Here is a 23441-nt window from a genome sequence, read left to right as displayed (position 1 = left end):
AAAGGAACCAAACAATGAAACACCGATTAATTAATAAAAAAGCATTGGCCGGCATGATGGGTATGTTGCTGGTATCAGGTGCTGCCTTTGCCAACAAACCGCAACAAGCAGAAATGACCAAACCGGCCGGAGCTTCGGGTAACGGCATGGCCAAAGTGGGTGCAGTACGAACCAATCAGTTTTGGTGGCCACAGCAACTTGACTTGTCAGTGCTGCGTGATCACGATGCCCGTTCCAACCCTTATGGTGCCAATTTTAACTACGCTGCAGCCTTTAACAAACTGGATTTAGACAGCGTAAAGCAAGACATCAACGCGCTGTTAACCCAGTCACAAGATTGGTGGCCGGCCGATTTTGGCAACTATGGCCCGTTCTTTATCCGCATGACCTGGCATAGTGCCGGTACTTATCGCACCCTGGACGGCCGTGGCGGCGCCGGTGGTGGCCAGCAGCGTTTTGAGCCGCTAAACAGCTGGCCGGACAACGGCAATCTGGATAAAGCGCGGCGTTTGCTGTGGCCGGTAAAGCAGAAATACGGCGAAGCCTTATCCTGGTCAGATCTTATCGTGCTGGCCGGTAATGTCGCGCTGGAAAATATGGGCTTTAAAACTTACGGCTTTGCCGGTGGCCGTGCCGATGACTGGGAACCGGATATGGTGTACTGGGGGCCGGAAGTGGAAATGCTGGCCAGCGACCGTGAAGAAAAAGACGGTAAGCTGCAACGCCCGCTGGGCGCTACCCACATGGGGCTGATTTACGTTAACCCGGAAGGCCCTAAAGGCGTGCCGGACCCAATTGGCTCCGCTAAAAATATCCGTGTCGCCTTTGAACGCATGGCGATGAACGATGAAGAAACCCTGGCTTTAATCGCCGGCGGCCATACCTTTGGTAAAATGCACGGTGCCCGTAAACCGGCAGAATGTCTGGAGGCGGAACCTGCCGCAGCCGGGGTGGAACAGCAAGGCTTTGGCTGGAAAAACAACTGCGGTAAAGGCCATTCAGAAGACACCACTACCAGTGGTTTAGAAGGTGCCTGGACCCAGACGCCAACGCGCTGGACATCACTGTATTTAAGTAACCTGCTTAACTTTGAATGGAAACAAAGCCGCAGCCCGGCCGGTGCTATTCAGTGGGTGCCCACTGATGAGTCACTGCATAAACTGGTACCGGATGCGCATATCAAAGGTAAGTTTAACCCGCCGGTAATGACCACTGCGGATTTAGCGCTGAAGTTTGACCCGGAGTATCGCAAGATTGCCGAGCGCTTTTTAGCCGATCCCGAAGAGTACCGTTTAGCCTTTGCCAAAGCCTGGTATAAGCTGACGCACCGCGATATGGGGCCGCCACGTAACTTCTTAGGTAAAGAAGTACCAAAAGAGGTGCTGATTTGGCAAGACCCTATTGATGAGAAAAGCCAATCCACCATTAGAGCCAATGATGTTAAAGCGCTGAAAGCCAGTATTTTAAAATCCGGTTTAACTGTGCCTGAACTGGTTCGTGTTGCCTGGGGCTCTGCCGCCAGCTATCGCCATTCCGATATGCGCGGTGGTGCTAACGGTGCGCGCATTGCGTTAGCCCCGCAAAAAGATTGGGCGGTAAATAACCCGGCAGAAACGGCCAAAGTATTAAAGGCCTTAACTGCCATTCAGCAAGATTTTAATACCAGCCGCAAAAAAGTGTCACTGGCTGATTTAATTGTGTTAGGCGGTGCGGCAGCAATTGAAAAAGCCGCGAAAGATGCCGGTTACACTATTACTGTGCCTGTTACCCCGGGCCGTGGTGATGCCAGCCAGGAGATGACCGATGTTAATGCCTTTAGCCTGCTCGAATTAACTGCAGATGGCTTCAGAAATTACTTCAACAGTACTGACAGCTATAAATCGCCGACTGAAATGTTGGTAGATAAAGCCGATCAACTGAACCTGACCGTGCCGGAAATGACAGTACTGCTGGGGGGCTTACGGGCGCTGGATGCTAACTACCAGGGCGCGAAACATGGCGTGTTCACCGCTAAGCCAGGCACGCTGAATAACGACTTCTTCGTCAACCTGCTGGATATGTCTACGGTGTGGAAAAAATCTGCCACCGACGGCATCTACGAAGGCTTTGATCGTAAATCGGGCGACAAAAAGTGGACTGCGACTTCTGTGGATCTGATCTTCGGTTCAAACTCAGAGCTGCGCGCTGTGGCCGAGGTATATGCCTTTGATACGTCGAAGCAGAAGTTTGTTGATGACTTTGTTAAAGCCTGGACTAAGGTAATGAACCTGGACCGCTAAACAGTTGTGATAAGCTAAACTGCTGTAACGCAAAAGCGCTGCCCCCCGGAAAGGAGCAGCGCTTTTTTATTGCTACCGGTTAGCGACAACTAGTTGCCGGGGTTATTACACTCAAACACCTGTCGCGTTAAGGTTACACTCAGCTGCCCGTCCAGCTCCAACTGATACAACATGCTGTAGTCCTGCTCAGTCAGCGGTGCCATTTCTATGCCGCTTAACAGCGTAACCAGTTGCGGCACGGTATTACTATGCCCGACGATCAAAACCGGCTGCGGCTGCGCGTTTAGCTGCTGTACCAGCTGCGCGGGCTGGCGCGGGTCGTAGCTGGTAACGGCCAGCTGTTTACGGTTAGCAACAGCGGCCGCGGTAAGCTGCGTGCGCTGATAAGGCGTGGCGTATACCGCATTAAGCGGTATATCACTAAAATAACGCGCCAGCGCTTCAGCTCTGGCTATGCCGCAGGCATTCAGTGCAGGGTCTTTACCGTCCGGCAGTTTTTCGCCATGCCGTACCAGATAAATAGTATTGGCGTTCACCTGGCCGGCCAGTACAAAAACAGCACCACAAATCCATGGCAGCAGTTTATTCATATTCAGCATTCTAGTTAGTCGTTTTTGACCGCTATTTCGTTATTCACCGTATGCGCCCCTGCTGTGCTCACAGCAATCTGTTCAGCCAGCATACGTTGCTCCTGCGTATCAACTTCACCTTTAAGCGTTACATCACCCTTGCGGGTTTCAACATGAAAATTAAACTGCCGCAGCTTACCCTCTTGTTGCAGCGCTTGTTTAACCGCAGCAGAAACCTCTATATCATCTGCTACGCCATCTTCCATCATCACACGCTTTTCCGGCACACCGGTTTTTTCATTAATTACACTTTTCTCGCAGCCTGCCAGGCCGGCACCTACTGCCAGTAACACGGCTAAGGCAAGAACGGGTTTTGCTGACGTTTTCATAATTGGCTCCTTCAGGGCGTTAATTGTGAAATAACTGCAACACTGTTAAGCGTTGCACATCTCCCTGAACAGAGCCTGACTGGTAACACGGCCTAGGTTTTGCTGCGCCCGGGTTTAGCCTTAGGTTTAGTAGCTTTAGGCCTGGCCTTGTTTGAACTTTCCAGCTCAATCACAGTTTCCGTCGCTTTGTTGGAACGGCCGGTTAATACCTTACGCGAGATACTTTTCAGCAGTGAGCCCCGGTTACTCACTTCAAAACCAGGTTTTACAATGCGCCCAATAGCGCTACCCATCAGCTTTTGAATGCGCTCTAAGCTTTGCTCTTCTTCACGGCTGACAAAAGAAATAGCGGTACCGGCTGCTCCTGCCCGGCCGGTGCGGCCAATGCGGTGCACGTAATCTTCCGGTAAATAAGGCAGGTGAAAGTTAACCACATAGTCCAGGCCCTGAATATCCAAACCGCGGGCGGCTACTTCGGTAGCAATTAACACCTGCAGCTTAGCCGACTTAAAATCGGCGATAGCACGGCGGCGCGCGCCCTGGCTTTTATCGCCATGGCACACTGCAGCGTCAATCTTACGCTGTTGCAAGCCGGCTAACAGTTGGTCTGCCTGCTCTTTGGTGCTGGTAAATACCAACACCTGAAACCAGTTGTGCTCTGCCAGCAGCTGTTCAAACAATTCAATCTTGCGGCTCTCCTCTACCGGATACACCACATGGTTTACCGTATCGGCCGCACTGTTAGTTTTAGCCACGCGGATTTGCTGGTGGTTATGCAAAATTTTATGCGACAACTCATTTACCGCCGGTGAGGTGGTGGCAGAGAACAGCAAGGTTTGGCGTTTCGGTGCTGTCATTTGCAGCAACTTCAGCACATCAGTGCTAAAGCCCATATCTAACATGCGGTCGGCTTCATCCAGCACCACAAATTCCACATCGCTTAAGATCACGTTACCCAACGCCAGGTGCTCTAACAACCGGCCGGGGGTGCTGATCACCATATCCACGCCGGCGGTTAATTTATTCGCCTGGCCACCCATTTTAACGCCACCGTATAAGGCGGTAACACTGATCGGCAGAAACTGCGCATAGGCACTGATAGAATTGGCTAATTGCTCGGCTAATTCACGGGTTGGTGTCAGGATCAACGCCCGCGGGCGGCGCGCTTCTGTGGCTTTAGGCGTGTCCAGCATGCGTTGCAGCAGCGGAATAGCAAAGGCGGCGGTTTTACCGGTACCGGTTTGCGCGGTAACCTGTAAATCTTTACCGCGCCGCGCCGGCACAATCGCCTGAGCCTGTACCGGTGTCATCTCACTGTAACCACATTCAACCAACGCGCGCAGTAAATCCGGCGCTAAATCTAACGATGAAAATTGCATATAAGTTCCTCTGTAGCCTGGCCACAGTCAAAAATAAGGGGAAAGCTGCTGATAAAAATCAGTCTGTGGCTTCGTCATGCAAACGCGGCTTATGCCGGCAAGCCCTGGCCAGAATTTCGACATAGAATTCCGCCAGCTCTTGTGCTGCGGCAGCATCAATATGTTTATTGATGTCAGAGGTAAAGATTTTTTCGGCGACCTCAGCTGAAGCACCAAAGCGGCAATCAAACGTCCAGTAGTCCGTGCCTTCAGGCAACGCTTTACGGCGCTCTCTGGCCAGGTACTTTTTAATCTCGTGTTTAATGGCGTCTGTCAAACGGGCCGTATTCAGCTTAGAGTGAGTTAAAGCGAATGTTTTTTTCATCAAAGTTCCTACAGGTGTGCACTCAAAAGCTGAACGCGCTTATAAACCGCGCATTGTACATGGATAAACCAAAGATAACTGCCACTATCTGCTGTTTGACAACAAAATCTAAGCAGTAAGCAACAACAGGCATAGTGCAGCAAGAGCAGCAAGAGCAGCAAGAGCAGCAAGAGCAGCACTAAGCGTAATGCATGCCGTGCTGATGTAAAAGAAAATGACTAACTAAACACTGCCGGCCGTTTCTACCACCAAAATGCGTGCTTCACCTACCGGATGCGCAACATGCTCGCAGCCGATGCCGGCGTAAAAAATATCACCGGCTTCTAACCGGCTAACCTGCTCTGTGCCAGCTTCGCGGTAATGCATATCTACCATGCCATCGAGCACTATAAATACCTCTTCACCATCATTGATATGCCACTTATACGGCTGATTGGTCCAGTGCAGCCGGGTAGTAATGCCGTTCATATTGGCAATATCCAGCGCGCCCCAGGCGCGGTTAGCGGTAAAATCTTTACTGCGGATTATCTTCATTATTTACCTTTATCTGTGCAGATATCCGGGTCTTATCAGCGCTTTGCTGCGCAAATTTAACTACCCTGTCCAGCATCGAACAATAAACAACTCAGCATAGAAAATAAACCCTGCTTTACTGCAGTTTGGCTTTTTTTCCCGCGGTCAACGTGCCAGTATCGACATAATCAAAGTGTTGAAATAATTAAGTACAGACAGACCTAAACTGAAGGAGCCCCACTATGCGCGCTGTTTACTGTGTATTACTGCTGCTGATGCTGGCAGCTTGTGACAAAAATGAAGTGGGCGACGTGTCGCTGGGCGTGTTTACCACCAAGGATATTAAGCTGGATGCCATTGTCGACCCGGTGGTAACCGGCGTTACCTGCCATGTGTCCAGTATCGAGGCCAACCTGAACTTGTCTGACCCGTCTGACAGCTCTATCGCCTGTCGCCAAACCGGCATCATCACCGCTGATATGATTGCCAAAATAGATAAAAGCAAAAACGGTGAGGTGCTGTTTACCAAATCAAAAAGCATCTTCTTTAAAAGCATGAAGATCCGCCGTATTTTCGACACTGAAAATCAAACCCTGATGTATCTGTCCTACTCCACCAAAGAAACCTCCGGCAGCTTTAAACACAGCTTGTCTACCGTGCCGTTGTGGGGAACAGAAGCCTATAGCGCGAAGGCTCAATAACGAGCGTGTAAGCTGGCCGGTGGTTAACCTTGCATACCGCTTGCCTTGCGTCCATGCAGAATTAGAAATATTAACCTTAGTGTGCCACACTACAAAGCGTAAGAATGAGGAAAATTCTCTGCCTATGGTTTGACACCAGTCCCACAGACAGACTCAGCTACAATGTCATCCGGAATTTAGTAATCCTATGAGACATTCAACCTGGTCCACACGATTGCCTTTTTTGTTACTGTGCTTTTGGGCAGCACTACATACTCGGACAATTTTTGCCTATGAAAAACTTGTGCTTGCGGTCCCTATTTTCCCTCCTTACAGCTACATTGATGAACAACAGCAATTAACCGGCAGTGGTACTGCAAAGGTAAAACAGTTACTTGACGCTATGGGGCTTGAATACCAGTTCAGGGTAGTGGCCAATCATGGTGTAGCAGCGGATTTAACGCAAAAAGGGCTGGTAGACGGTTTCTTTCTGGCAACGCAAAATCAGGCCAGAGACCAGGTAGGGATAATGAGCGCCGCCGTAATGTACAACAACTGGACCTGGTTTTATATGCATAACAGTCCGCTGTTGCCAGCAAGCCCTCATTTTCGTACTCAGGCAAAGATAGGTACACTTTTAAATACCAATACCTATCAGTGGTTGCTGGACAATGACTACCTGATAGCAGCTAAAACCAGCGAGGCTTCAACCCTGATTATTATGCTGACAAACAAACGACTGGATGCGGTATTCTTGTCTGCGGATGTATTTTGGCACGCGCTAACCGAAGCGGGTATAGAAATGAGTCTGGTGCATTACACAACCCAATCGACTCAGCCATTCAGTTGTTATTTCTCGAAGGCGTACTTAGCCAGAAACCCGGGATTCCTGGAGCAATTTAATCACTTAGCAGTAACGACGAAGGATTAGATATACCGCAGAGTCGATAGGGGCAAAATTAATAAATAACGTCCGGGCCAAGTCCCATCTTTTGGCGCTAAAGAAGCAGATAACACCACCAGGCCTAAGCTGGTGATGTTATCTGTTACGATTAAAAGCTGTAACTAACCCCCATATTTAACGTCGCCCCTAAGCCTTTAACGCTGTAACCTGTGCCGTACCTGAACGACTGCGAACGCGCCGGGAAGTAATCCTCATTCAGCAAATTCTCAATACCGGCAAATAACTGCCATTTGTTTATCTGGTAGTTTGCTGACAAGTTCAGCACGTCGTAACTGTTTACCGGCCCCTGGTCACCTGTATAAAAACCATCAGCGTTAGGACTAAAGCGATCGCGGTTAAACACGTGTAGCCAGTACAGGCTAAAGCTTAAATCAGCAGCCGGCCGGTAGCGCACCGAGCCGGTCAGTTTTGGCGCACTGATTTGGCGGGCACCAAGGTAAATATCGTTTTCGGTATCTTTACCTTCCGCGTGGCCGTAAGCAGCACTAAATTGCCATGCATCTGACAGGCGATACTCAGCGGATGCTTCATAACCCCAAATTTTTTGTGGTGCCCGCACCGGCCGGTAAATACCTGTGGCGCTATCAAGTTGGCTACCGGTGCCTAATTCTGACTCACTGCGGTAAATCGCAACATTAAGATATAAAGCATCAAGTTGACTGCTAAAACCGGCTTCATAGTTTTTCACTACTGAGGCTTCGCTTTGGATCAAACTGATATCATTTACCGTTGCAGTACGTAGTAATAACCCCAGGTCCGGTACTTCAAACCCTTCGGAGTAACTGACAAAAGGTGAGAAGGCATCAGACCAGCGATAACGTAAGCCAAGGTTGTAAGTGGTAGCGTCGTAATCTATTTTGCCGCCGGCGACAGCCATCGGTGTTGAACAGGTTTGGGCATTGCGGCATAACCTTAAAGTGTCATAATCGGCCACCTTCACGCTGATTGATTCACGCCGCGCACCGGCTTTCAGTGTCCAGTCATCGCCCAGCGTCCACTTGCTTTGCACAAATAAGCCCAAAGAGCCCATATCCATTTCCGGCACCCAGATGCGGCCATCTAACAAGGGTTGCGATGTAACATCCTGCAGCACATCCACACCATAGATAAAAGTGGCATCAACCTGACCTAAGGTAACGGCGCTGGTCAGTACGGCGCGCAAGCCGTCTTTTTCCGATAAGATGGCCGATTGGCCACCGTCAAAACCCTGCTCCGGGTTCGCCAGCGTTGCTGACCAGAAAAACACGTTGTCGATTTTCTGCCGGTAAGCATCCACCACCAGGCCGGTGTTGCTAAATAGCTCATTATGCTGATATTTCAGCATCAGATTATAATTGCCTTCAGGCCCTTGCGGCGCCCCCTGTGCAACTTCACCTGCCGTCAGCGGCACAGCATAGGTTTTTTCACCCAAATCAATGTTACCCGGCACATCACGGTACTTTGCATCCTGATCCGAGTCGTAATAGTTGTAACTGAACTGCAGCGACTGCTCGTCATCAAGCTGGTAGGCCAATTTAACAAAGGCATCACGCTGGCGGCTGTCCGATAAGCCATATTGCAGGCCAAGAATATCGCCGTCGGCATCGCGTTGCACACCGTATTTTTCCTGCGACAACTTAGCCACATAGCCCAGCTTGCCGGCGTTTCCGTTAACCGACAGTACGCTGCGATAACCGATGCTATCTTCAGCTTTTACCAGACTGCTACGGATTGATTGCGACAGCACAACATTAGCAGCACCCTCGCCCGGCTTTTTCGTGATGTAGTTAATCACGCCGCCCGCTGCGCCATTACCCCAAATCGAGGTAGCGCCATTGACCACTTCAATGCGCTCAATGCTGGCCGGATCTAAAGTACGAATACCCAGGCCGCCGTTACGCAAAGGCGTATCCTGCGGCACGCCATCTATCATCACCAACACATTGCGGCCACGCAGTGTCTGGCCAAAGTTACTGCTACTGCCGGTGCCTGGCGCCATACCCGGCACCGCAACGGCCAGCAGATTTTGCAGTTCAGAGCTCACCTGCAGGTTTTCGTTAATGGTTTGCTGATCTATCAGAGTAATGCTGGCCGGAACTTCATCCAAACTTTCTACTATACGGCTACCGGTAACGGTTATCCGCTCAATGTTCTGCGCTTCCGTACTGCTGTTTGCTTGTGCCACTATCGGGTTTAGCGCCAACAAAACGGCCAAATACGTCATCTTATAACTGCCGGACATAACGACTTCCAAATTAGGTGAATGTTAAAATCGGGCGTATTATAGGCAGCACAAAAGCAATTAACAATCGTTATCATTTGTGTTTATTGTAGATCAGCAAGAAGGCATCAATTATAAGCAAGGCAAGCAAACCGTTATAGCCGCGCTTGGCGGCATCCCAATCGGGCGACCGCCTAAACCTGTTGAAGTGGCAAATTTAATCGTATTTCTTGCATCACTAAATATAAGCGGTGCCTTTTAAATACAGCACCGCAAACCCTGACACCAGCACCCGGTCATGGCTAAGGCTGCAAAATAAAATGCCGCCGCGCTGTGATGCCTGGTAAGCCACCAAATCAGATTTAACCAGTTGTTTCGCCCAATAAGGCGCCAGCCCGGCATGAATTGACCCGGTTACCGGGTCTTCATCGCCACCGTTGGCGGGCCAGAAGTAGCGCGAAATAAAGTCATATTCGTTGGCTTTAGCGGTAACGACTACATCAAAGGGGGCTAACTGTTTCAGCTGTTCTGAAGAATAGCTCAGGCTTTTAACATCCTGTTCCGATGCCATTACCGCAAAATAGGCCTGGCGATTTTTTAATACCTGTATTGGTTTCACTGACAAACCGGCTAACAACGCAGCCGGCACCTGCTCAACAACTTGCGGGCATTGGTTAGGAAAGCTCATTTCAATTCTGCCGTCACTATGCTGATTAACCAACAGTGCGCCCACTTGCGAGGTTAAAAACTCAATTTCACCCTGCCCGCCCAGATGATTAAATATTACATAGGATGCCGCTAACGTGGCGTGGCCACAAAAGTCGATTTCGGTTAACGGCGAAAACCAGCGGATCTCATATTTATTGGCTGATAAGCCGCGGATAAAAGCGGTTTCTGAAAGATTATTTTCTGCAGCAATGCTTTGCATTAACTCACCCGACAGCCATTGTTGTAGAGGCACCACAGCAGCAGAATTGCCTTTAAACTGCTGTTGGGTAAAAGCATCAACAATATAAATATCTAATTCCAACACAGACTCCTTAGGGGGTCACTGTTTATGCCATACCATGGCCACGGGTTTTTCACATGAACCAGAGTTTACACTAGTCATTTGATATAAATAACATTCTTCCGGGTTCCGGGGTGATCTGAGCTAATTGCATATAACACGCCTGCTCGCCATGATAACCGGCCAGCGCACTTATCGCGCTATCCGACAGTTCGTTAACTACAGCAAAACCGTGGTGCTGCCAATACGGCACCGAGCCCTGCACCGCCACCAGCGCCAGTTTTGTCAGCCCTAGGCTTAACGCATGCTGCTTTGCCGTTGCCAGTAAGCGGTTGGCCAGCCCCAAACCACGCGCAGCGGGGTTTACCGCCATATCGTGCAAATACAACAGCTGCGGCGCGGCAGCCGGCGCAAAAGCCGACGCCAGCGGCGTAACATAGCCATTTATTGACGGATAACTGAACAAATACGCCAACAACCGGCCATCAGCGTTTTCAACCAGCCAGCAACTACCGGCAGCTGAGCTTAAGCGCTGCTGTAGCAATGCCGGGCTTTCATACAGCGCATCGCTGTAGCAGCTATCCTGCAGTGCCACCACTGCCGGTATATCTGCCGGCGTCATTAACCTTATATTTGTCGTCATATACTGCAAAACCTATCAAACACTGCCGGCCGTTTCTACCACTAAAATCCGTGCTTCACCTACCGGATGAGCAACATGCTCGCAGCCGATGCCGGCGTAAAAAATATCACCGGCATTTAACCGGCTAACCTGCTCTACACCACCTTCGCGGTAATGCATATCCACGGCACCATCCAGCAGTACAAATACCTCTTCACCATCATTGATATGCCATTTATACGGCTGATTGGTCCAGTGCAGCCGGGTAGTAATACCGTTCATACTGGCAATATCCAACGCGCCCCAGGCGCGGCTGGCGGTAAAGTCTTTACTGCGGATTATTTTCATTGTTTACCTTATCTGTGCAGATATTCGGGTCTTCACCGGCCTTTTTGCTCTACCCAGAGCAACAGCGCATCCAAAGCAGGACATAACGCCTGCCCCCATTCAGTCAGCCGGTATTCTACTTTGGGTGGCACCTGCGGATAAACCTCGCGGCTTACAATGCCGTCAGCTTCCAGCTTTCTTAATTGCTGAGCCAGCATCTTTTGCGAAATCCCGGGAATAAGTTTTTCAAAATCAGAATAGCGCTGCACTTTGCCATCGAACAAATGATACAAAATGTTCAGCTTCCAGCTTCCCTCCAGCAATTTAATTGCTTCGAGCGTATCAGCCGCTGCGGTAGAGGGCGTATAAATCTTTCGCATAAGTACGTCACTTACTTTTTTGTGCGTTCTTGATTGTTGCTCAGTCTAAGCAGAAACTTCCTGTCGGGCAACAATGCAACAGGAGACATCTCAATGAACATTCAATTAGCTGACCCCATCAAAAAGTACTTTGAAATCAGCAACGCCGCAGACCCGGCAGGGCTGAAAGACTGTTTTAATACTGACGCAGTGGTATTAGATGAAGGCGGCACATATCAAGGGCACGCAGCGATAGCGGCCTGGTTTTCCGACACCAGGCAGAAATACGCTTTTAGCGCCAAACCAATCAAAGCAACCAGGCAAGAACAGCATGAAATCGTTACGGCAGAAGTTAGCGGCAATTTCCCCGGCAGCCCCATACAACTAAGCTATTCCTTCTTGCTGAACCAGGGCAAAATTCAATCACTGCAGATTGCTTAATACGTTATATACAGAGGCACAGGGCCGACAGCATAACATAAAGCACGCAGCCGCCAGGCTGGTGGCCCCGGTAGCCCCCGACAGCTCATTTTCTGTTGCGCGGTATTAAAGTTTTCCCGGTTGCCGCCGACACAAAACTACCAATTTTTTAAACTGCCTGCTTTTAATGAAAATTAATACTCTGCAGCCACAGCCTGCAAGCTTAAAACTCAACCAGCAAACAAAAACGGAAGCCGATACAACCGCTACAACTGCCAAAAAAAACACTATGCCAGGCGTTTATGTCAGCTTGTCAGAACTGGGCAAAACCAACGCAAAACAAGCAGAGCAAAATAAAGATATTGATGACAGCAACCTGCCGGATACTATTAAGCAGATATTAAAAAACATTCGCGATCTTAAGCAGCAAATTGCCGATAAGCAGGCCGAAATAGATAAAGCTTCGCAAGAGGGACTGCAATCAGAACAACAGCGAGAAAAACTGAAGCTATTGCAAACTGAGCTGGGCATGCTGAACAGCGCCCTGGCCGGCGCCCAACAGAGCCTGAATAAAGCTCTGCAGCAGCAAGATCTAAGTGATGAACAGATACAAACGGCACTGTCGCTGATGCTCTAACATGTACTGGCTCAGACTTGACCCTGCAGCAGTTAAAACTGCTAAGTTGCATGATAGTGATAGCAAACAACTGACATATAATTGCTCAATCAGTATTATTAGGGTCAGATAAAAGTTAAATTTTGTCTAGCCCGTTTAATTGGAAAAATCATGTCTAAGTTCAAGCTGCATGAGGTGAAATGTCTTTGCTGATTTGCTCACCACTTTGCTGCTCAGCCAGTTTAAGGTCGTATATCGCCTGTAAATTAAGCCAGCTTTGGGCATCGCCGCCAAAATAGCGAGCCAGACGAAGTGCCGTGTCAGCAGTAACACCGCGTTTTTCCCGCACTATTTCATTAATCCGTGCCGGTGTTACCCGTAGCGCCTGCGCCAGTGCATTAGCACTCATATTTAGTGGTAACAAATAATCTTCACGCAATACTTCACCAGGGTGTACTGCGCGCATGCCGTTTTTAAACATAACTCCCCCATTAGTGATAATCGATCAACTGCAAGCTTGCTAGCAGCCAATACCGGCATAAAATATGTATCTAACATTTTTCGTATTTCACTGATGTACTACTTTTAGTAAACCATCTAACTATAACAAAAGGGCTATGAAATGAAGTTTGATCCAATTCTTGATTACACAGACGATGATGAAGAGTTCGAATCTTACTACCGGATAGTACAGTCAAAAATTGTTCAGAGTTACAACTGGTATAAAAAACAGTCACATGCGCCGAGGATTCTCTTCCGGATTACTGGTCTGATCGTTATTGTTTTTTCTATAACGATCCCTGTGGTTTCTGCAAATACAATTGAGGGCAAAGATATATACATCACTCTAATGGCCATGACTATTGCGATATCCTCAGGCTTCAACTCTTTTTATAGATGGGGTGAGAAATGGCAGAGCTTTATTCGCTCCGAATTAGCTATTTTGCACTTAATTGGCTTGTGGCAGGTTAGCTTAACGTTCGCAAAAAAATTAGATACTGATAAAGAACGCTATGAAGCCGCCGGAAAAGCAACAGAGCGTTTACTGGAAGAAGTAGGGAAAATTGTCTCAACCGAAACAGTAGAATATTTCAGTAAAGTTGACTGGCCAAAGAAGCAAGACTAGATCAGTTTGCCCACTTAAAGAGCAAAGCGAGGTTACCTCAAAGTCTGAATTAATCCACAAAGCTAAATCGAACAGGTGGCCGGGATGTCGTCTAACTCCAACAAACAATATTTTAGCTGTTAATTAAGCTGCCAAAAACGCACTTCATCAGCGGTGAAATAACAGCTGCGACTGCAGGTTAGGTAGTCGTTTGAAGGTTGCAGTAAATCGATATGGCCGCCGGAGTAACTTGGGATACGCATAAACGAGACTATGCCCTTTTTACCATACAGCGATTGTGGGCCTGCGGCGCTGCTGGTATCAAAAGGAAAAACCTCCGGCTCGCCAAGGTGGCGGATCAGCCAGTCTGATAAACGGTTTTGTCCCGGCTCGACCCATTTTCCTTTAAGATCGCCTTTCTTAACCTGTACGCGGCCAGATACTGCCATGCCGGCCTCAATCAGTGCCAGGCTCATTCTAACCGCACAGGTATTGGCCCACTCAGGCCGCCCAACAAGATCATCCCAGCCAAGTAATTGATAAAGTTCGCTGGTGCCATAAGCATTGTATTTTTCATATGCATCAGCAACGGCTTGGTATTTGATAACTGACATAACGCATCCCTACTTAAGTTAGTTACAAGGAAATAAAGTCCTGAGCTTGCTGGCCAGCAATACTGCGGAATTAGCAGTAGCGGCAGATTTCTTCTGTTCCAAATCACGCTGTAGCTCCGCCAACAGCTGCTGATTAACCTCATGCGGTGGCAAACCAGATGCAGCTACGCACCAGCTTTGCCCTTCGCCACTGTCGATTACACCGGCCAGATACATGGCAAGCTGATCATTAGCGATACCTTTTGTTGCCTGAGCTGAAAAGGCCGGCGGTAAAGGTGTAACAGGGTTGCCGCTGTTCAGAGCTTGCAGACGATCCAGCGGCACTCTGGCATTCTGCTCTGCAGTACCCAATGCAGCGCAGCTTACCAGCGCACTAAACAAGGAGGTTGTAACTACAAATAGGCGAAATTGCATACGAAGGCTCTGGCAGATGAACATGATAGGAAATTCTGCCCTATCAGCATCGTAATTAAAACCTTTAATTCACATTGTTTACACAATAAAACATTGGCAGGTTCCTAAGGCCGGTTATTCTGAAAAACAGCTGATAAAAAACCCCGGCACGCTGGCCGGGGTTTTATTGTTACTGCATAACTGTCAGCGTGTAATTAAGTTTGTGACTAGCACCCTAATAAAATCAACAAGTTAAGTCACCCTGCTTTTTAATCAAGTTTGTGACTCTGACCAACTTGCAGACCATTTTCAGAAAACTCAATTTAATTAAGTTTGTGACTAGTAGTTTGACAGGTAAATTCAAACAAAATATCATTCTTCGGGCAACCAACATCACCACTCGTTGCCATCGTCTACTGACACACAGCCGGCATATTTTCCAGCTCACGACTATCAATCTTTGCGAACTCACCACAGGCGTCACCAGTATCTGCGCATTTTTGTATGTAAAAATCACGGCCAATGGCTTCGTCTCGGCTTATGCTAAATTTGTTCTGAGTAAATTCGCCGTGTAGTGCTCGATTCTCAGCTGTGTTAGCCATTCCGTGCTCGACAGACCATAATTTTAGATGCTCTTGCTCAGTCAGTTCGCCCAGAGTTTTTATATCGACTAAAACCCAGCCGCAGGGAGCGTTAGATTTTAGCAGTGTGCCGGTAAACCAACTTTGGTTACAGTTTGAGAGTTCGTTCAGCAGGTAACTCATACTGTCAAGACGCCCCTCTGACAGTGCCTGTGCATTGTTGTATAGTTTAACCGCATCCAGAATGCCAGCACCGCATCCCAATGTGTCACACCGGCCGCCCTCTATCCAGTTGCTTACGGTTGACAACTCAACCAGCATAGCCCATTGAGCAGGGATAAAATCAAAATCTTTGCTCAGATTAGTAATGATGCCGGCGACAATCGGCGCGGCGAAACTGGTGCCGGACCAATAGCCAATGTCGTCATTACGCACCAGGCCCACAACAGAATCCCCTACTGCCATTACGTTAATGTGCGCGCCATAGTTACTAAAACCTGCCATATCAGCGGGATTGTAGGCGTCCCCCTCGTTTGCAGCGCCCACGGTGATAACATTGTCACAATTGGCTGGGATATATAAGGCCGTATCCTCATTTTGGTTGCCGGCCGATGCTACAATCGTGAAGCCTTTAGCCGTGACTTTGTCGATTGCACTTTGCAGGTAAAATGGACAACCGGTGTCGCCGACTTTGCCGCCCAAGCTCATATTGACGATCCCGGGCTCACCGGTAAAATCAGGCAGATTCTCCAGGCTGTCACCCGCTAGCCAATCTAATGCGGCCGCTGCATCAGACATCACGCCGTTACCACAGCGCATGACACGCAGTGGATGAATAGTCACATCGCCAGTGGTGCCGGTAACACCAAAACCGTTGTGGATTTTGGCACCAATAACGCCAGCCACCCCTATACCGTGGTTATTCGGGCAGCTGCCATCACCGAATTCTTCTTCTAAAAAACCCGGTCCGCGAACGTCACCTTCAACCAAGGTGACAAAGTTATAGCCTGGCGCATAGTCAATGTCGGTACCTAGGCGAAATCCGACATCCAGCACGTAAACATGGACATTTTTCTCCGGCGCTTTGAGCATACGCCACATACTCAAAATAGAAGACGCATTGGGTGTATCAGGGCTGTTATCTGCGAAATATAACTGCTGTTCGCCAAAATAAGTGTCGTCCGGTGTGATTTCGTTCCAGGTGGCGCCGGGAGCAATCATTATGTCGTGCTCTACATAACGATACAGCCCGGTGTTTTCCAGTAATACTTTGGCCTCGACCAGCGATAATTCAGCAGGTACCTGCAGTGACACACTGCGATAGGCTGGCGGCTGTTTCAACTGTTGAGTCTGGATATGTTGTTGCGGAGGTAGCGGCACACACCAGGGGTTACCACTGGTTAATGGCAAGCAGGTTTCAGGTGTTGCTGTTGATGCTACAATTACGTGTTGCCCAGTGCCGACGGTGTCATAGGTAACCACCAGGCGCTCTGCTGCAACGTGATAACTGGTAGCGCATCCCAGTAGGAGCGCCATCAAAGAAGTTTTTTTCATATCAGTACATCCTAAATATATGGGCTCTACAAACTGCAGTCGCTGTTAATCACGTCATCAAGATATTCAAACCCTGAATTAAATGCCCAGGCACCGTCATTCACCTGACCGAGCTCAGCGTTACCAACAAATAATGAAACCGTGTTCAATTCGGTGTTGATAAACCATTGCTGAGGAGTGACCGCTGGCACGCCTTGAGCCGCAATAACTGGCATAGATTGATTAATGCTAGCGATATAGGGCGCAACATGGGCCGCCATCAGTGATTCAATGCTGGCCATCGCCGTGCTTAGCTCAGTGTCACTGATGTTGCCTGACAGATAGGCAGCAACTGGGTTTTGACTTAGCTGTAATTCGAGTTCGGCATAAGTAGTATTGCTACTTTCAGCTACTGCCACGGGTGCTGTGTTATCTTTAATGGCCAGTATGGTTGCAGCGTCCCGGAATGCTGAGCTGACCAATTTCTCTTCAGTCAGCGCCAGAATGCGCGAGGGGTTATCAGCAATGACTTGGTAACGCGCCAACGAGTCTACAAATGACGTGTTTTCAATCACCAAGCTAAAACGCTGCGTAGTGACCCGGCTAATGTTATTACCGTCCTGCGCAGTAACTTCCAGTTCAACAATTGCCTCCCGGTCAACATTCTGTGTCACCAGATTAAATAAAGTGTCACTGGTTTGCTCTATAGTGACAAAGCTATTCCCATAGCCACCCACAGCTTTCAGCGTAATAATTGGGCTGTTCTTGGCATTTTCAGCGACAATATTAAGCGAGGTGCTGCTGTTCTCTGCTACGCTTTGCGGCAGCGCATCCAGGTTAACCGCTAGCGGTTTTAGCGCAAAACTCGCGGTCACAGCACAATCGGCATTCACCACACCGGTGCGGAAGGTATTTCCGTCTAAAGCGCCTCCGCAGCCGGTAACGCTTTGGATAGTATAAATTGCGTCAGCCTCGACAGTTAACGTTGCCTGAGTACCCTTGGCTATGCGCTGGGATGCCGGTGATACCGTTCCTCCTTCGCCTGCAGAAGCGGTAACGGCAATACGAGTATCCCCGCTACCGCTACCGCCGCCACAACCCGCGGCTAGCAACACACTGCTGACTAATATCAATTTTTTGAACATAACGTTCTCCTACTGCTGATACGGTTAATTTCGTTCGGTTTACGAAGGGGTAACAGAATCCATAATTTGCGTTCTCTCTCTGGGTACATAGAGATGCGCTTCTTCCATGATAATTTCGTTGAATTTTTTCCTGAGATCAGCCTCGATACTGACTGCGTGGACATTTCGCACCACGACACTCGCCACCAAACCGACAGCAAACGCCACGATGCAAGCCATAAATCCTTCAATGTATCCGGCGACACCGCCGGCGATAAACGCCAGTACAATGGTCAGAACACAAGGAGCAGCCCCTTGAGCAAAGCCTCGCGCCACGGAGGTACGTTGAAAGAAAAAACTCTGTTTGGTGGTAAAATTGACATAACCAATGTATGCAGCTTGATCGTCATTTTCTGCGATTACCATCGCAATGTCGTGACCATGCCGGGCGTCAACATCGACATTCTGCAGGGTGATTTTTTCCTCACTACCATCGGGTGTCCGGATCCAAAATTCTTGGATCGTGACCTCGGCGGATTGCACCCTAACTGGGTCATTACGGGTGCCACTTCCCGTCGAATAAACATGGGTCTTGGAATGCTTGGTACCATCCAGATACACCCCAGATAAAACGCTATAGTTCAGATCCATTCCTTTCTCCTGCTAATTACGGGCAAAGTAATCCCGTCCGCGGAATATCAATGATTTTCCACAGCTACACCGAACAAATGTTAAGTAATTACTTAGCGAAATATACGGAGAATCACTTCCATGTGTCAAGTAATTACTTAGCAACTTGGTTGCGCATGAAGGCCTATGAACTCTTTATCTCAATACCTTGATGAACTGAAAAAAATTAAAGATCTTAAAAGTGATGCCGAGCTGGCAAGGTTTTTAGATGTCTCCAGAGCATATATCAGCCAGGTTAGAAGCGGAGCGTATATGGGCGAGTCCCAATGTTTTGAGTTAGCCAATATGCTTGGGCGGGAACCGTTAGAACTGTTAAGTCTGAACCGGGCTATCCGTAACACCAAAGATAATCGTTTGCAGGATTATTGGCTGAAGGTTCACACAGTTGGCATTAAACCAACGAACTAGTCAGTAAATTTTCTAACATTTCTGTCTGGTGAGATCGAAAGCCCCCCCTTCACATATTTGCAGGTTTACTGAAAGGCTGCAGTGTTAACAACAGCGCATCACTGACAGTCGATAAGCTGAAGTACTGATTTTTTGCCCTATGTCAAAAATCGACTTAGGGCATGAAAAACCGCAAATTTACTCAACGCTTTGCTTTGTTAACCAAACTGCTTCGGCAACGGCTTTGGTAGAGTTAAATACGGCACCAGCATCTCTAAGAAACTCAAGATGAGCTTCAAAGTCAGCTTCCTCCATACCGTAACCAGCATTCTTAGCAGCATCATAAGCGTAGTGTCCTGCCAATTGATCACCGTCCCTAAGTTCAGTTCCTCCGTAATATGCTATAGCCTCGTCACGATTAGCGGCGTTTACTATTTCGACAACTTCTGTAATTGAATATGCGTTCTCAATTGCTGGTGATATCATTTTTTCTCTCACTTTTTTATCTCAAAGGAAAATATTTCTAACAGCGGGAGCAATAGCTGAGCGAAGTAATGTGCCAAACTAAACTCACCAATAATCTAGTGCAGCCACCTCTGCTCTCGCGGGGTTTCTGCCGGTAACTGCTGATATAGCCACTCAGAATCATTTTTATACAGCCAGGTGTAAGCCGTTCTGGCTGCTTTTTGCACGTCGGTACGGCGCCATGTAGATTTGATAGTGAGAAGTTTTTTAATGGCATCACGGTGCTTTTGCCGTGTAACGGACACTCGCCGTTCCCTTCTTTGCTGAACAATGTCAGGATTTTGCGCCAGAATCTGCTCTACCGCCGCAATACTGCATAGCATTTTGCTAGCTATTTTCGCGGTGCTCAGTCCGTCTGATAGCAACTGCGTAATAAGATCACGCTCTGCACCAAATAATGTTTGTGGCCGTCGATCTATTTGCACACCTTGTTGCAACGCTAGTTTCTTGGCTGTTATAACTGAGCAGTTAAGACGTCTGGCAAAGCTTCTCAGGCTGCCGTGCTGTTCAGGCTTGTATTCCGACACTTGTATACTGCAAGCTTTGACTGACGCTGATTCCGTTTTTACAGGGACACTATCAAACTGCGCATAAAATGCAGTAAAGCTGTTCCAGCTCTCAAATAGATGCGCCAGCAATAAAAAGTGTTTAAGTGGTGAGAGCGTTTTACTTTCATCGTAACAAAATGACTGTATATACAAACCAGCCTCATTCTGCAGTAGATCTGAAATCTCGGTTATATGCAATAATGGCTGCCAAAACGTAAGAAAACTTTGCTGCCACTTGCTTTGCCTTACCCGTCCCGATGCCGTGACATATTCTTTTTGCCTGAGTCTTTCCCGAATACAGTTTTGATATCGATGGTGGTCAAAGTGAGATAACGGCTGATGCCTGGCACCTAAGCTGAATTGGGCTAGCTTTTGCAACTCAACAGGGATCGTTTCTGCGTCACTGGTGATACACCCAGGCATTACCAAATCGCGTCTGGCAACATCCACTTCCTGCAATGTCTGCTGATGTTTGAGGCACAGGTAAACCCCGGGTAACTGGTGCTCTACCCGCCAATACGGGAATCCAAACTTTATTTCATCCAATGCACTGCAATGCGGACAATAGCGCAAAGGTGGATTTAGCTTCATACGGTTGGCGGTAGTTGACAGCAATTTGCTAAGGCCGTCAGTTTCACCACTTAACATGGCCGTTTGAGCTGCCTGATAAAGGCCATCGGTTATAAAGGATCTGAAAATCGGTAAAATAGTATGATCTTCAATCAACACGCAGCGATTTATAAGAGTCAATTTAGACAATTCTGGAACCACATTGCAAAACAGCGAAGATAACTGTTTATGTTCAGACCCAAGCAATACCTGCATCGCAGCACGTAAGCTAGGGTATCCCTTGCCATATGCACAGCGGCCCAACCAACTGTATAGCGTTTCATCAGGCATTAGCGGTAGATGAAATGTCAGCGTTGTATTACTTAATTTCAGCAATCGATTCTACTCCGAAAAATCTAAAGCCCAACAGCAATGAGATAGGTGGGAACGTACGCTGACGAATTATCATTTCAGAGAGATTGAGCAAATTGCAATTGTTCTCGGAATGATCGGGAAGAAAGTACGTATTAACACGATAGTCTGAACACCACTGATAGAAGTCATTCTGGGCATTTTCAAGTACTTCGGGAGCACATACGCCCATTAACGAAGCTTGACGAGGAATACCATAACGCATAGCGTAATGGTGCTTAGGTGTCTTAAGATCGCCTGCATCGTGTAGTAATTGCTGCCCACTCTTTTGCACCCATCTTGTCACGTCATTATGCTCAAATATTTCAGGCTCAATAATTGCCTTACAGTTAGAGCAATGCAAAGTGGGAATAGGATGATCTTTTAAATCCGTTGTCACAGCGCCACACGTCGAGCAACTGTAAATTAACTTCAAATCTGGGTGCTTGTCGCAAGTAATTGATGTATGTAGCTGATGAGATACCCGCCAAAATGCAGTGCCATATTGCTGCTCATCTTCATGTACACAAATCGGACAGTAACGCCACAACTTAGCAAAGCTAAGCTCTTGCATACGTGGGATCCGGGGAAAAGTCCGGTCGTTCATGTTATTCTTCAAAGCTGCAACTACATTATGATAATTTAAACTGTGGCTAAAAAAACCCAAAAGAGAATGGTTAACAAGCAAGTGTTGCCGGTCTTTTATCGGCAAGGTATCAGGCATATATAACGTCATAGCAGAGTGCACTAGTACCCAAGTCGACAATGGCACAGACTTTCCGAGAAAACGGCGTTGGGCATCCTCAAGATTTTTCATGCCCGTAAGTAGCAAGCTTCTGGCAACGCCACTAAGCATGTGTTCCCCAGGGAATAACGGCGGTGTGAATGACAGTTCCATTGTTAAGCCATCCCTACTTTAAATTCAGTCGTATTTGTTAATCCATCACTTACACAAGACGCCAGCGGTATCATTGGATTGGGGACAGTTGTTAAGTCAGGTTTAGCTACCTTTTTACGTGTCGCTTTTGGCTTTTCGTGCACGCCTGATGCCTGGTTAGAAACATTCTTTTCGTACTCATCAAGCATGCCGCGTCGCAAACAAGCCAAAGCATAATCAATCAATCCAAATTGATTTTTGTAAACCGATAGCAGCAGTTTTACATCATCTGTAGACGTTAAAGTTACCCCCTTTTTATCCGCTCGCTGCATAAAAATTTCATGGTACTGCTTGGCAAGACGCAACATAATCGCTGGTAAACCACAACTTAACAGATGAAATTGGTCGATAAAATCTGATGAAAGTTCGGAGCAGTTAAATAGCGATTCTGGTGGGAATAATGACTCAAAAAAGCTCACAAATTGAGGTAAGTTTTTAGCAACAGGCTTAAACTGTATTTCCCGATCATTCAGCATGCGCCTGGCTATTGTGATGTCGGCCCCACCGTTTTCGGTATAGTCAGCGCGGAATAATTGAAGGCCAGCAGTAGTAGTACTCAGTAACATAGGAATGCCAAGCTTGTTAAAAATTGCTTCAAGCACGGTCATCGACGGTGTGTCTTTGCTTTTGGCGTACTTCAGCATGAACTGCATTTCATCAATATGCACCAGCCCCAGCTCGTGTGACTGCGCGGCTAACTGCATTCCGAGAATGTGCTGATCCACGCTATCCCGATTACGCTTGGACCACTCCCGGTGGTACTCTGTATCCAACGCCTTATCTACAGCATGAAAAAAATTCAAGGCTAAAGCTTTAATACTTGGGGTTGCAGGTAAGTCTATCGAAATCCATAGCAACTGCGATTGTTGATATGGCTTACCTGAATATTCCCGATGAAAGATAACTTGTGGTATGCCATTTAAAACACGCCGTATTCCTGAGGTTTTTCCTGTACCTGACAGCCCGTGTACTAACGAGGTTGGCGCTGTTGTCATCAGAACAGGTGGTACCGTTTTTTTATCTTTAAGCGCGACAGCCAGTGTATGTTTGAGCCGGTTTGAAGCCGCTGTTAAAGGGTTTCGCAGACCATAAGAATTAATTAAATGACTGACAATTTTTTCATATAATACCTCGAGCTGCGGCGCAGGAACATGAATACGATTTAGCTCACCAAGAACTGTAAACCGAAAAAGCTTGGGCATCTGCCAGAATCCGGCTGGACACCATTGCAAATTGCCAGACATTACTTGCGCCTGAAACTCAGGCTTAAACAAGAAATGTAGAGCTTCTACCAATGGATTACCTGCAGAGTTCGGCAGGGGTAAAGCTTCGTAATTTGCATCCATGTCAATCT

General features: G+C 47.8%; 27 protein-coding genes. 7 read left to right on the top strand and 20 right to left on the bottom strand.

The features are described 5' to 3' along the window. Positions 1–14 precede the first annotated feature (14 nt). The gene (gene katG / locus ACTZWV_RS06220) at positions 15–2279 is read left to right on the top strand and encodes a catalase/peroxidase HPI (RefSeq protein WP_444785708.1); all 2265 of its coding nucleotides are present in this window, start codon (positions 15–17) and stop codon (positions 2277–2279) included. Between the two features lie 89 nt (positions 2280–2368). On the opposite strand, the gene ACTZWV_RS06215 is transcribed toward katG, so the two are convergent. From ACTZWV_RS06215 to ACTZWV_RS06195, 5 genes are all read right to left on the bottom strand, one after another. Continuing rightward, the gene (locus ACTZWV_RS06215; RefSeq protein WP_444785707.1) at positions 2369–2869 is read right to left on the bottom strand and encodes a SixA phosphatase family protein; all 501 of its coding nucleotides are present in this window, start codon (positions 2867–2869) and stop codon (positions 2369–2371) included. A gap of 14 nt (positions 2870–2883) precedes the next feature. Then, positions 2884–3237, bottom strand: a complete 354-nt coding sequence (locus tag ACTZWV_RS06210) for a BON domain-containing protein (RefSeq protein WP_444785706.1) — start codon at positions 3235–3237, stop codon at positions 2884–2886. Positions 3238–3329: 92 nt separating this feature from the next. Further along, positions 3330–4616: a DEAD/DEAH box helicase gene (locus ACTZWV_RS06205; protein ID WP_444785705.1), complete on the bottom strand. Its 1287-nt coding sequence runs from the start codon at positions 4614–4616 to the stop codon at positions 3330–3332. Between the two features lie 58 nt (positions 4617–4674). Next, positions 4675–4980, bottom strand: coding sequence for a DUF6172 family protein (locus ACTZWV_RS06200; RefSeq protein ID WP_444785704.1), 306 nt, complete (start codon positions 4978–4980; stop codon positions 4675–4677). Positions 4981–5202: 222 nt separating this feature from the next. Then, positions 5203–5514 (bottom strand): cupin domain-containing protein, encoded by a 312-nt coding sequence (locus tag ACTZWV_RS06195; protein WP_444785703.1) that lies wholly within the window; start codon positions 5512–5514, stop codon positions 5203–5205. Positions 5515–5735: 221 nt separating this feature from the next. Here ACTZWV_RS06195 and ACTZWV_RS06190 point away from each other — a divergent pair, with 221 nt between their 5' ends. Together ACTZWV_RS06190 and ACTZWV_RS06185 are read left to right on the top strand one after the other, a co-directional pair. After that, positions 5736–6194 carry a CreA family protein gene (locus tag ACTZWV_RS06190; protein WP_444785702.1) on the top strand — a complete coding sequence of 153 codons (459 nt, stop codon included), beginning with the start codon at positions 5736–5738 and terminating at the stop codon, positions 6192–6194. A gap of 187 nt (positions 6195–6381) precedes the next feature. Beyond that, positions 6382–7104, top strand: coding sequence for a substrate-binding periplasmic protein (locus tag ACTZWV_RS06185; protein WP_444785701.1), 723 nt, complete (start codon positions 6382–6384; stop codon positions 7102–7104). A 121-nt stretch (positions 7105–7225) separates the two neighbouring features. On the opposite strand, the gene ACTZWV_RS06180 is transcribed toward ACTZWV_RS06185, so the two are convergent. The 5 genes from ACTZWV_RS06180 to ACTZWV_RS06160 form a co-directional block, all read right to left on the bottom strand. Then, a complete protein-coding gene (locus ACTZWV_RS06180) occupies positions 7226–9340 on the bottom strand; it encodes a TonB-dependent receptor (protein ID WP_444785700.1) in 2115 nt (704 codons plus the stop codon). Positions 9341–9575: 235 nt separating this feature from the next. Continuing rightward, complete coding sequence (locus ACTZWV_RS06175; RefSeq protein ID WP_444785699.1) at positions 9576–10370, bottom strand: PhzF family phenazine biosynthesis protein; 795 nt, start codon at positions 10368–10370, stop codon at positions 9576–9578. 70 nt (positions 10371–10440) lie between these two features. Next, the gene (locus ACTZWV_RS06170) at positions 10441–10989 is read right to left on the bottom strand and encodes a GNAT family N-acetyltransferase (RefSeq protein ID WP_444785698.1); all 549 of its coding nucleotides are present in this window, start codon (positions 10987–10989) and stop codon (positions 10441–10443) included. Between the two features lie 15 nt (positions 10990–11004). Continuing rightward, positions 11005–11316 carry a cupin domain-containing protein gene (locus ACTZWV_RS06165; RefSeq protein ID WP_444785697.1) on the bottom strand — a complete coding sequence of 104 codons (312 nt, stop codon included), beginning with the start codon at positions 11314–11316 and terminating at the stop codon, positions 11005–11007. 32 nt (positions 11317–11348) lie between these two features. Beyond that, positions 11349–11675, bottom strand: coding sequence for a winged helix-turn-helix transcriptional regulator (locus tag ACTZWV_RS06160; RefSeq protein WP_444785696.1), 327 nt, complete (start codon positions 11673–11675; stop codon positions 11349–11351). A 93-nt stretch (positions 11676–11768) separates the two neighbouring features. On the opposite strand from ACTZWV_RS06160, the gene ACTZWV_RS06155 reads away from it, so the two are divergent. Together ACTZWV_RS06155 and ACTZWV_RS06150 are read left to right on the top strand one after the other, a co-directional pair. Beyond that, positions 11769–12095: a nuclear transport factor 2 family protein gene (locus tag ACTZWV_RS06155; protein WP_444785695.1), complete on the top strand. Its 327-nt coding sequence runs from the start codon at positions 11769–11771 to the stop codon at positions 12093–12095. 268 nt (positions 12096–12363) lie between these two features. Continuing rightward, positions 12364–12711 carry a hypothetical protein gene (locus ACTZWV_RS06150; RefSeq protein WP_444785694.1) on the top strand — a complete coding sequence of 116 codons (348 nt, stop codon included), beginning with the start codon at positions 12364–12366 and terminating at the stop codon, positions 12709–12711. A 160-nt stretch (positions 12712–12871) separates the two neighbouring features. On the opposite strand, the gene ACTZWV_RS06145 is transcribed toward ACTZWV_RS06150, so the two are convergent. Next, complete coding sequence (locus tag ACTZWV_RS06145; RefSeq protein WP_019677889.1) at positions 12872–13171, bottom strand: HigA family addiction module antitoxin; 300 nt, start codon at positions 13169–13171, stop codon at positions 12872–12874. Between the two features lie 141 nt (positions 13172–13312). On the opposite strand from ACTZWV_RS06145, the gene ACTZWV_RS06140 reads away from it, so the two are divergent. Continuing rightward, complete coding sequence (locus ACTZWV_RS06140; RefSeq protein WP_444785693.1) at positions 13313–13816, top strand: DUF4231 domain-containing protein; 504 nt, start codon at positions 13313–13315, stop codon at positions 13814–13816. A 119-nt stretch (positions 13817–13935) separates the two neighbouring features. Here ACTZWV_RS06140 and ACTZWV_RS06135 read toward each other — a convergent pair whose 3' ends face one another. From ACTZWV_RS06135 to ACTZWV_RS06115, 5 genes are all read right to left on the bottom strand, one after another. Then, entirely contained in the window at positions 13936–14409 is a 474-nt protein-coding gene (locus ACTZWV_RS06135) for a T6SS effector amidase Tae4 family protein (RefSeq protein ID WP_444785692.1), read from the bottom strand. A gap of 18 nt (positions 14410–14427) precedes the next feature. Continuing rightward, positions 14428–14823 (bottom strand): Rap1a/Tai family immunity protein, encoded by a 396-nt coding sequence (locus ACTZWV_RS06130; protein WP_444785691.1) that lies wholly within the window; start codon positions 14821–14823, stop codon positions 14428–14430. Positions 14824–15215: 392 nt separating this feature from the next. Then, positions 15216–16937, bottom strand: coding sequence for a S8 family peptidase (locus ACTZWV_RS06125; RefSeq protein WP_444785690.1), 1722 nt, complete (start codon positions 16935–16937; stop codon positions 15216–15218). 26 nt (positions 16938–16963) lie between these two features. Continuing rightward, positions 16964–18061: an InlB B-repeat-containing protein gene (locus tag ACTZWV_RS06120; protein ID WP_444785689.1), complete on the bottom strand. Its 1098-nt coding sequence runs from the start codon at positions 18059–18061 to the stop codon at positions 16964–16966. A gap of 39 nt (positions 18062–18100) precedes the next feature. Then, positions 18101–18691 carry a hypothetical protein gene (locus tag ACTZWV_RS06115; RefSeq protein ID WP_444785688.1) on the bottom strand — a complete coding sequence of 197 codons (591 nt, stop codon included), beginning with the start codon at positions 18689–18691 and terminating at the stop codon, positions 18101–18103. Positions 18692–18856: 165 nt separating this feature from the next. On the opposite strand from ACTZWV_RS06115, the gene ACTZWV_RS06110 reads away from it, so the two are divergent. Next, the gene (locus tag ACTZWV_RS06110) at positions 18857–19138 is read left to right on the top strand and encodes a hypothetical protein (RefSeq protein WP_444785687.1); all 282 of its coding nucleotides are present in this window, start codon (positions 18857–18859) and stop codon (positions 19136–19138) included. 177 nt (positions 19139–19315) lie between these two features. Here the strand turns inward: ACTZWV_RS06110 and ACTZWV_RS06105 are convergent, their stop codons facing one another. The 4 genes from ACTZWV_RS06105 to ACTZWV_RS06090 all read right to left on the bottom strand — a co-directional run bounded on the left by ACTZWV_RS06105 (position 19316) and on the right by ACTZWV_RS06090 (position 23433). After that, positions 19316–19603: a hypothetical protein gene (locus tag ACTZWV_RS06105; RefSeq protein WP_444785686.1), complete on the bottom strand. Its 288-nt coding sequence runs from the start codon at positions 19601–19603 to the stop codon at positions 19316–19318. Between the two features lie 95 nt (positions 19604–19698). Beyond that, positions 19699–21135, bottom strand: coding sequence for a TnsD family Tn7-like transposition protein (locus tag ACTZWV_RS06100; protein ID WP_444785685.1), 1437 nt, complete (start codon positions 21133–21135; stop codon positions 19699–19701). Then, positions 21119–22048 (bottom strand): TniQ family protein, encoded by a 930-nt coding sequence (locus ACTZWV_RS06095; RefSeq protein ID WP_444785684.1) that lies wholly within the window; start codon positions 22046–22048, stop codon positions 21119–21121. The genes ACTZWV_RS06100 and ACTZWV_RS06095 overlap by 17 nt, the downstream gene beginning before the upstream one ends. A gap of 2 nt (positions 22049–22050) precedes the next feature. Beyond that, positions 22051–23433: an AAA family ATPase gene (locus ACTZWV_RS06090; RefSeq protein WP_444785683.1), complete on the bottom strand. Its 1383-nt coding sequence runs from the start codon at positions 23431–23433 to the stop codon at positions 22051–22053. Positions 23434–23441: the final 8 nt, after the last annotated feature.

The sequence above is a fragment of the Rheinheimera sp. NSM genome, from assembly GCF_052380015.1.
GTDB lineage: Bacteria > Pseudomonadota > Gammaproteobacteria > Enterobacterales > Alteromonadaceae > Alishewanella.
Note: the sequence above shows the minus strand (reverse complement) of the source record. Positions and strands in the feature narration are given on the sequence as shown.

Excerpts from the sequence above, each read along its gene's own strand:
- ACTZWV_RS06155 (WP_444785695.1), top strand. The coding sequence starts at position 11,769 with ATGAACATTCAATTAGCTGACCCCATCAAAAAGTACTTTGAAATCAGC.
- ACTZWV_RS06185 (WP_444785701.1), top strand. The coding sequence starts at position 6,382 with ATGAGACATTCAACCTGGTCCACACGATTGCCTTTTTTGTTACTGTGC.
- ACTZWV_RS06145 (WP_019677889.1), bottom strand. The coding sequence starts at position 13,171 with ATGTTTAAAAACGGCATGCGCGCAGTACACCCTGGTGAAGTATTGCGT.
- ACTZWV_RS06130 (WP_444785691.1), bottom strand. The coding sequence starts at position 14,823 with ATGCAATTTCGCCTATTTGTAGTTACAACCTCCTTGTTTAGTGCGCTG.
- ACTZWV_RS06090 (WP_444785683.1), bottom strand. The coding sequence starts at position 23,433 with ATGGATGCAAATTACGAAGCTTTACCCCTGCCGAACTCTGCAGGTAAT.
- ACTZWV_RS06210 (WP_444785706.1), bottom strand. The coding sequence starts at position 3,237 with ATGAAAACGTCAGCAAAACCCGTTCTTGCCTTAGCCGTGTTACTGGCA.
- katG (WP_444785708.1), top strand. The coding sequence starts at position 15 with ATGAAACACCGATTAATTAATAAAAAAGCATTGGCCGGCATGATGGGT.
- ACTZWV_RS06215 (WP_444785707.1), bottom strand. The coding sequence starts at position 2,869 with ATGAATAAACTGCTGCCATGGATTTGTGGTGCTGTTTTTGTACTGGCC.
- ACTZWV_RS06160 (WP_444785696.1), bottom strand. The coding sequence starts at position 11,675 with ATGCGAAAGATTTATACGCCCTCTACCGCAGCGGCTGATACGCTCGAA.
- ACTZWV_RS06180 (WP_444785700.1), bottom strand. The coding sequence starts at position 9,340 with ATGACGTATTTGGCCGTTTTGTTGGCGCTAAACCCGATAGTGGCACAA.
- ACTZWV_RS06195 (WP_444785703.1), bottom strand. The coding sequence starts at position 5,514 with ATGAAGATAATCCGCAGTAAAGATTTTACCGCTAACCGCGCCTGGGGC.
- ACTZWV_RS06200 (WP_444785704.1), bottom strand. The coding sequence starts at position 4,980 with ATGAAAAAAACATTCGCTTTAACTCACTCTAAGCTGAATACGGCCCGT.
- ACTZWV_RS06135 (WP_444785692.1), bottom strand. The coding sequence starts at position 14,409 with ATGTCAGTTATCAAATACCAAGCCGTTGCTGATGCATATGAAAAATAC.
- ACTZWV_RS06095 (WP_444785684.1), bottom strand. The coding sequence starts at position 22,048 with ATGGAACTGTCATTCACACCGCCGTTATTCCCTGGGGAACACATGCTT.
- ACTZWV_RS06115 (WP_444785688.1), bottom strand. The coding sequence starts at position 18,691 with ATGGATCTGAACTATAGCGTTTTATCTGGGGTGTATCTGGATGGTACC.
- ACTZWV_RS06125 (WP_444785690.1), bottom strand. The coding sequence starts at position 16,937 with ATGAAAAAAACTTCTTTGATGGCGCTCCTACTGGGATGCGCTACCAGT.
- ACTZWV_RS06110 (WP_444785687.1), top strand. The coding sequence starts at position 18,857 with ATGAACTCTTTATCTCAATACCTTGATGAACTGAAAAAAATTAAAGAT.
- ACTZWV_RS06150 (WP_444785694.1), top strand. The coding sequence starts at position 12,364 with ATGCCAGGCGTTTATGTCAGCTTGTCAGAACTGGGCAAAACCAACGCA.
- ACTZWV_RS06140 (WP_444785693.1), top strand. The coding sequence starts at position 13,313 with ATGAAGTTTGATCCAATTCTTGATTACACAGACGATGATGAAGAGTTC.
- ACTZWV_RS06170 (WP_444785698.1), bottom strand. The coding sequence starts at position 10,989 with ATGACGACAAATATAAGGTTAATGACGCCGGCAGATATACCGGCAGTG.
- ACTZWV_RS06105 (WP_444785686.1), bottom strand. The coding sequence starts at position 19,603 with ATGATATCACCAGCAATTGAGAACGCATATTCAATTACAGAAGTTGTC.
- ACTZWV_RS06120 (WP_444785689.1), bottom strand. The coding sequence starts at position 18,061 with ATGTTCAAAAAATTGATATTAGTCAGCAGTGTGTTGCTAGCCGCGGGT.
- ACTZWV_RS06205 (WP_444785705.1), bottom strand. The coding sequence starts at position 4,616 with ATGCAATTTTCATCGTTAGATTTAGCGCCGGATTTACTGCGCGCGTTG.
- ACTZWV_RS06190 (WP_444785702.1), top strand. The coding sequence starts at position 5,736 with ATGCGCGCTGTTTACTGTGTATTACTGCTGCTGATGCTGGCAGCTTGT.
- ACTZWV_RS06165 (WP_444785697.1), bottom strand. The coding sequence starts at position 11,316 with ATGAAAATAATCCGCAGTAAAGACTTTACCGCCAGCCGCGCCTGGGGC.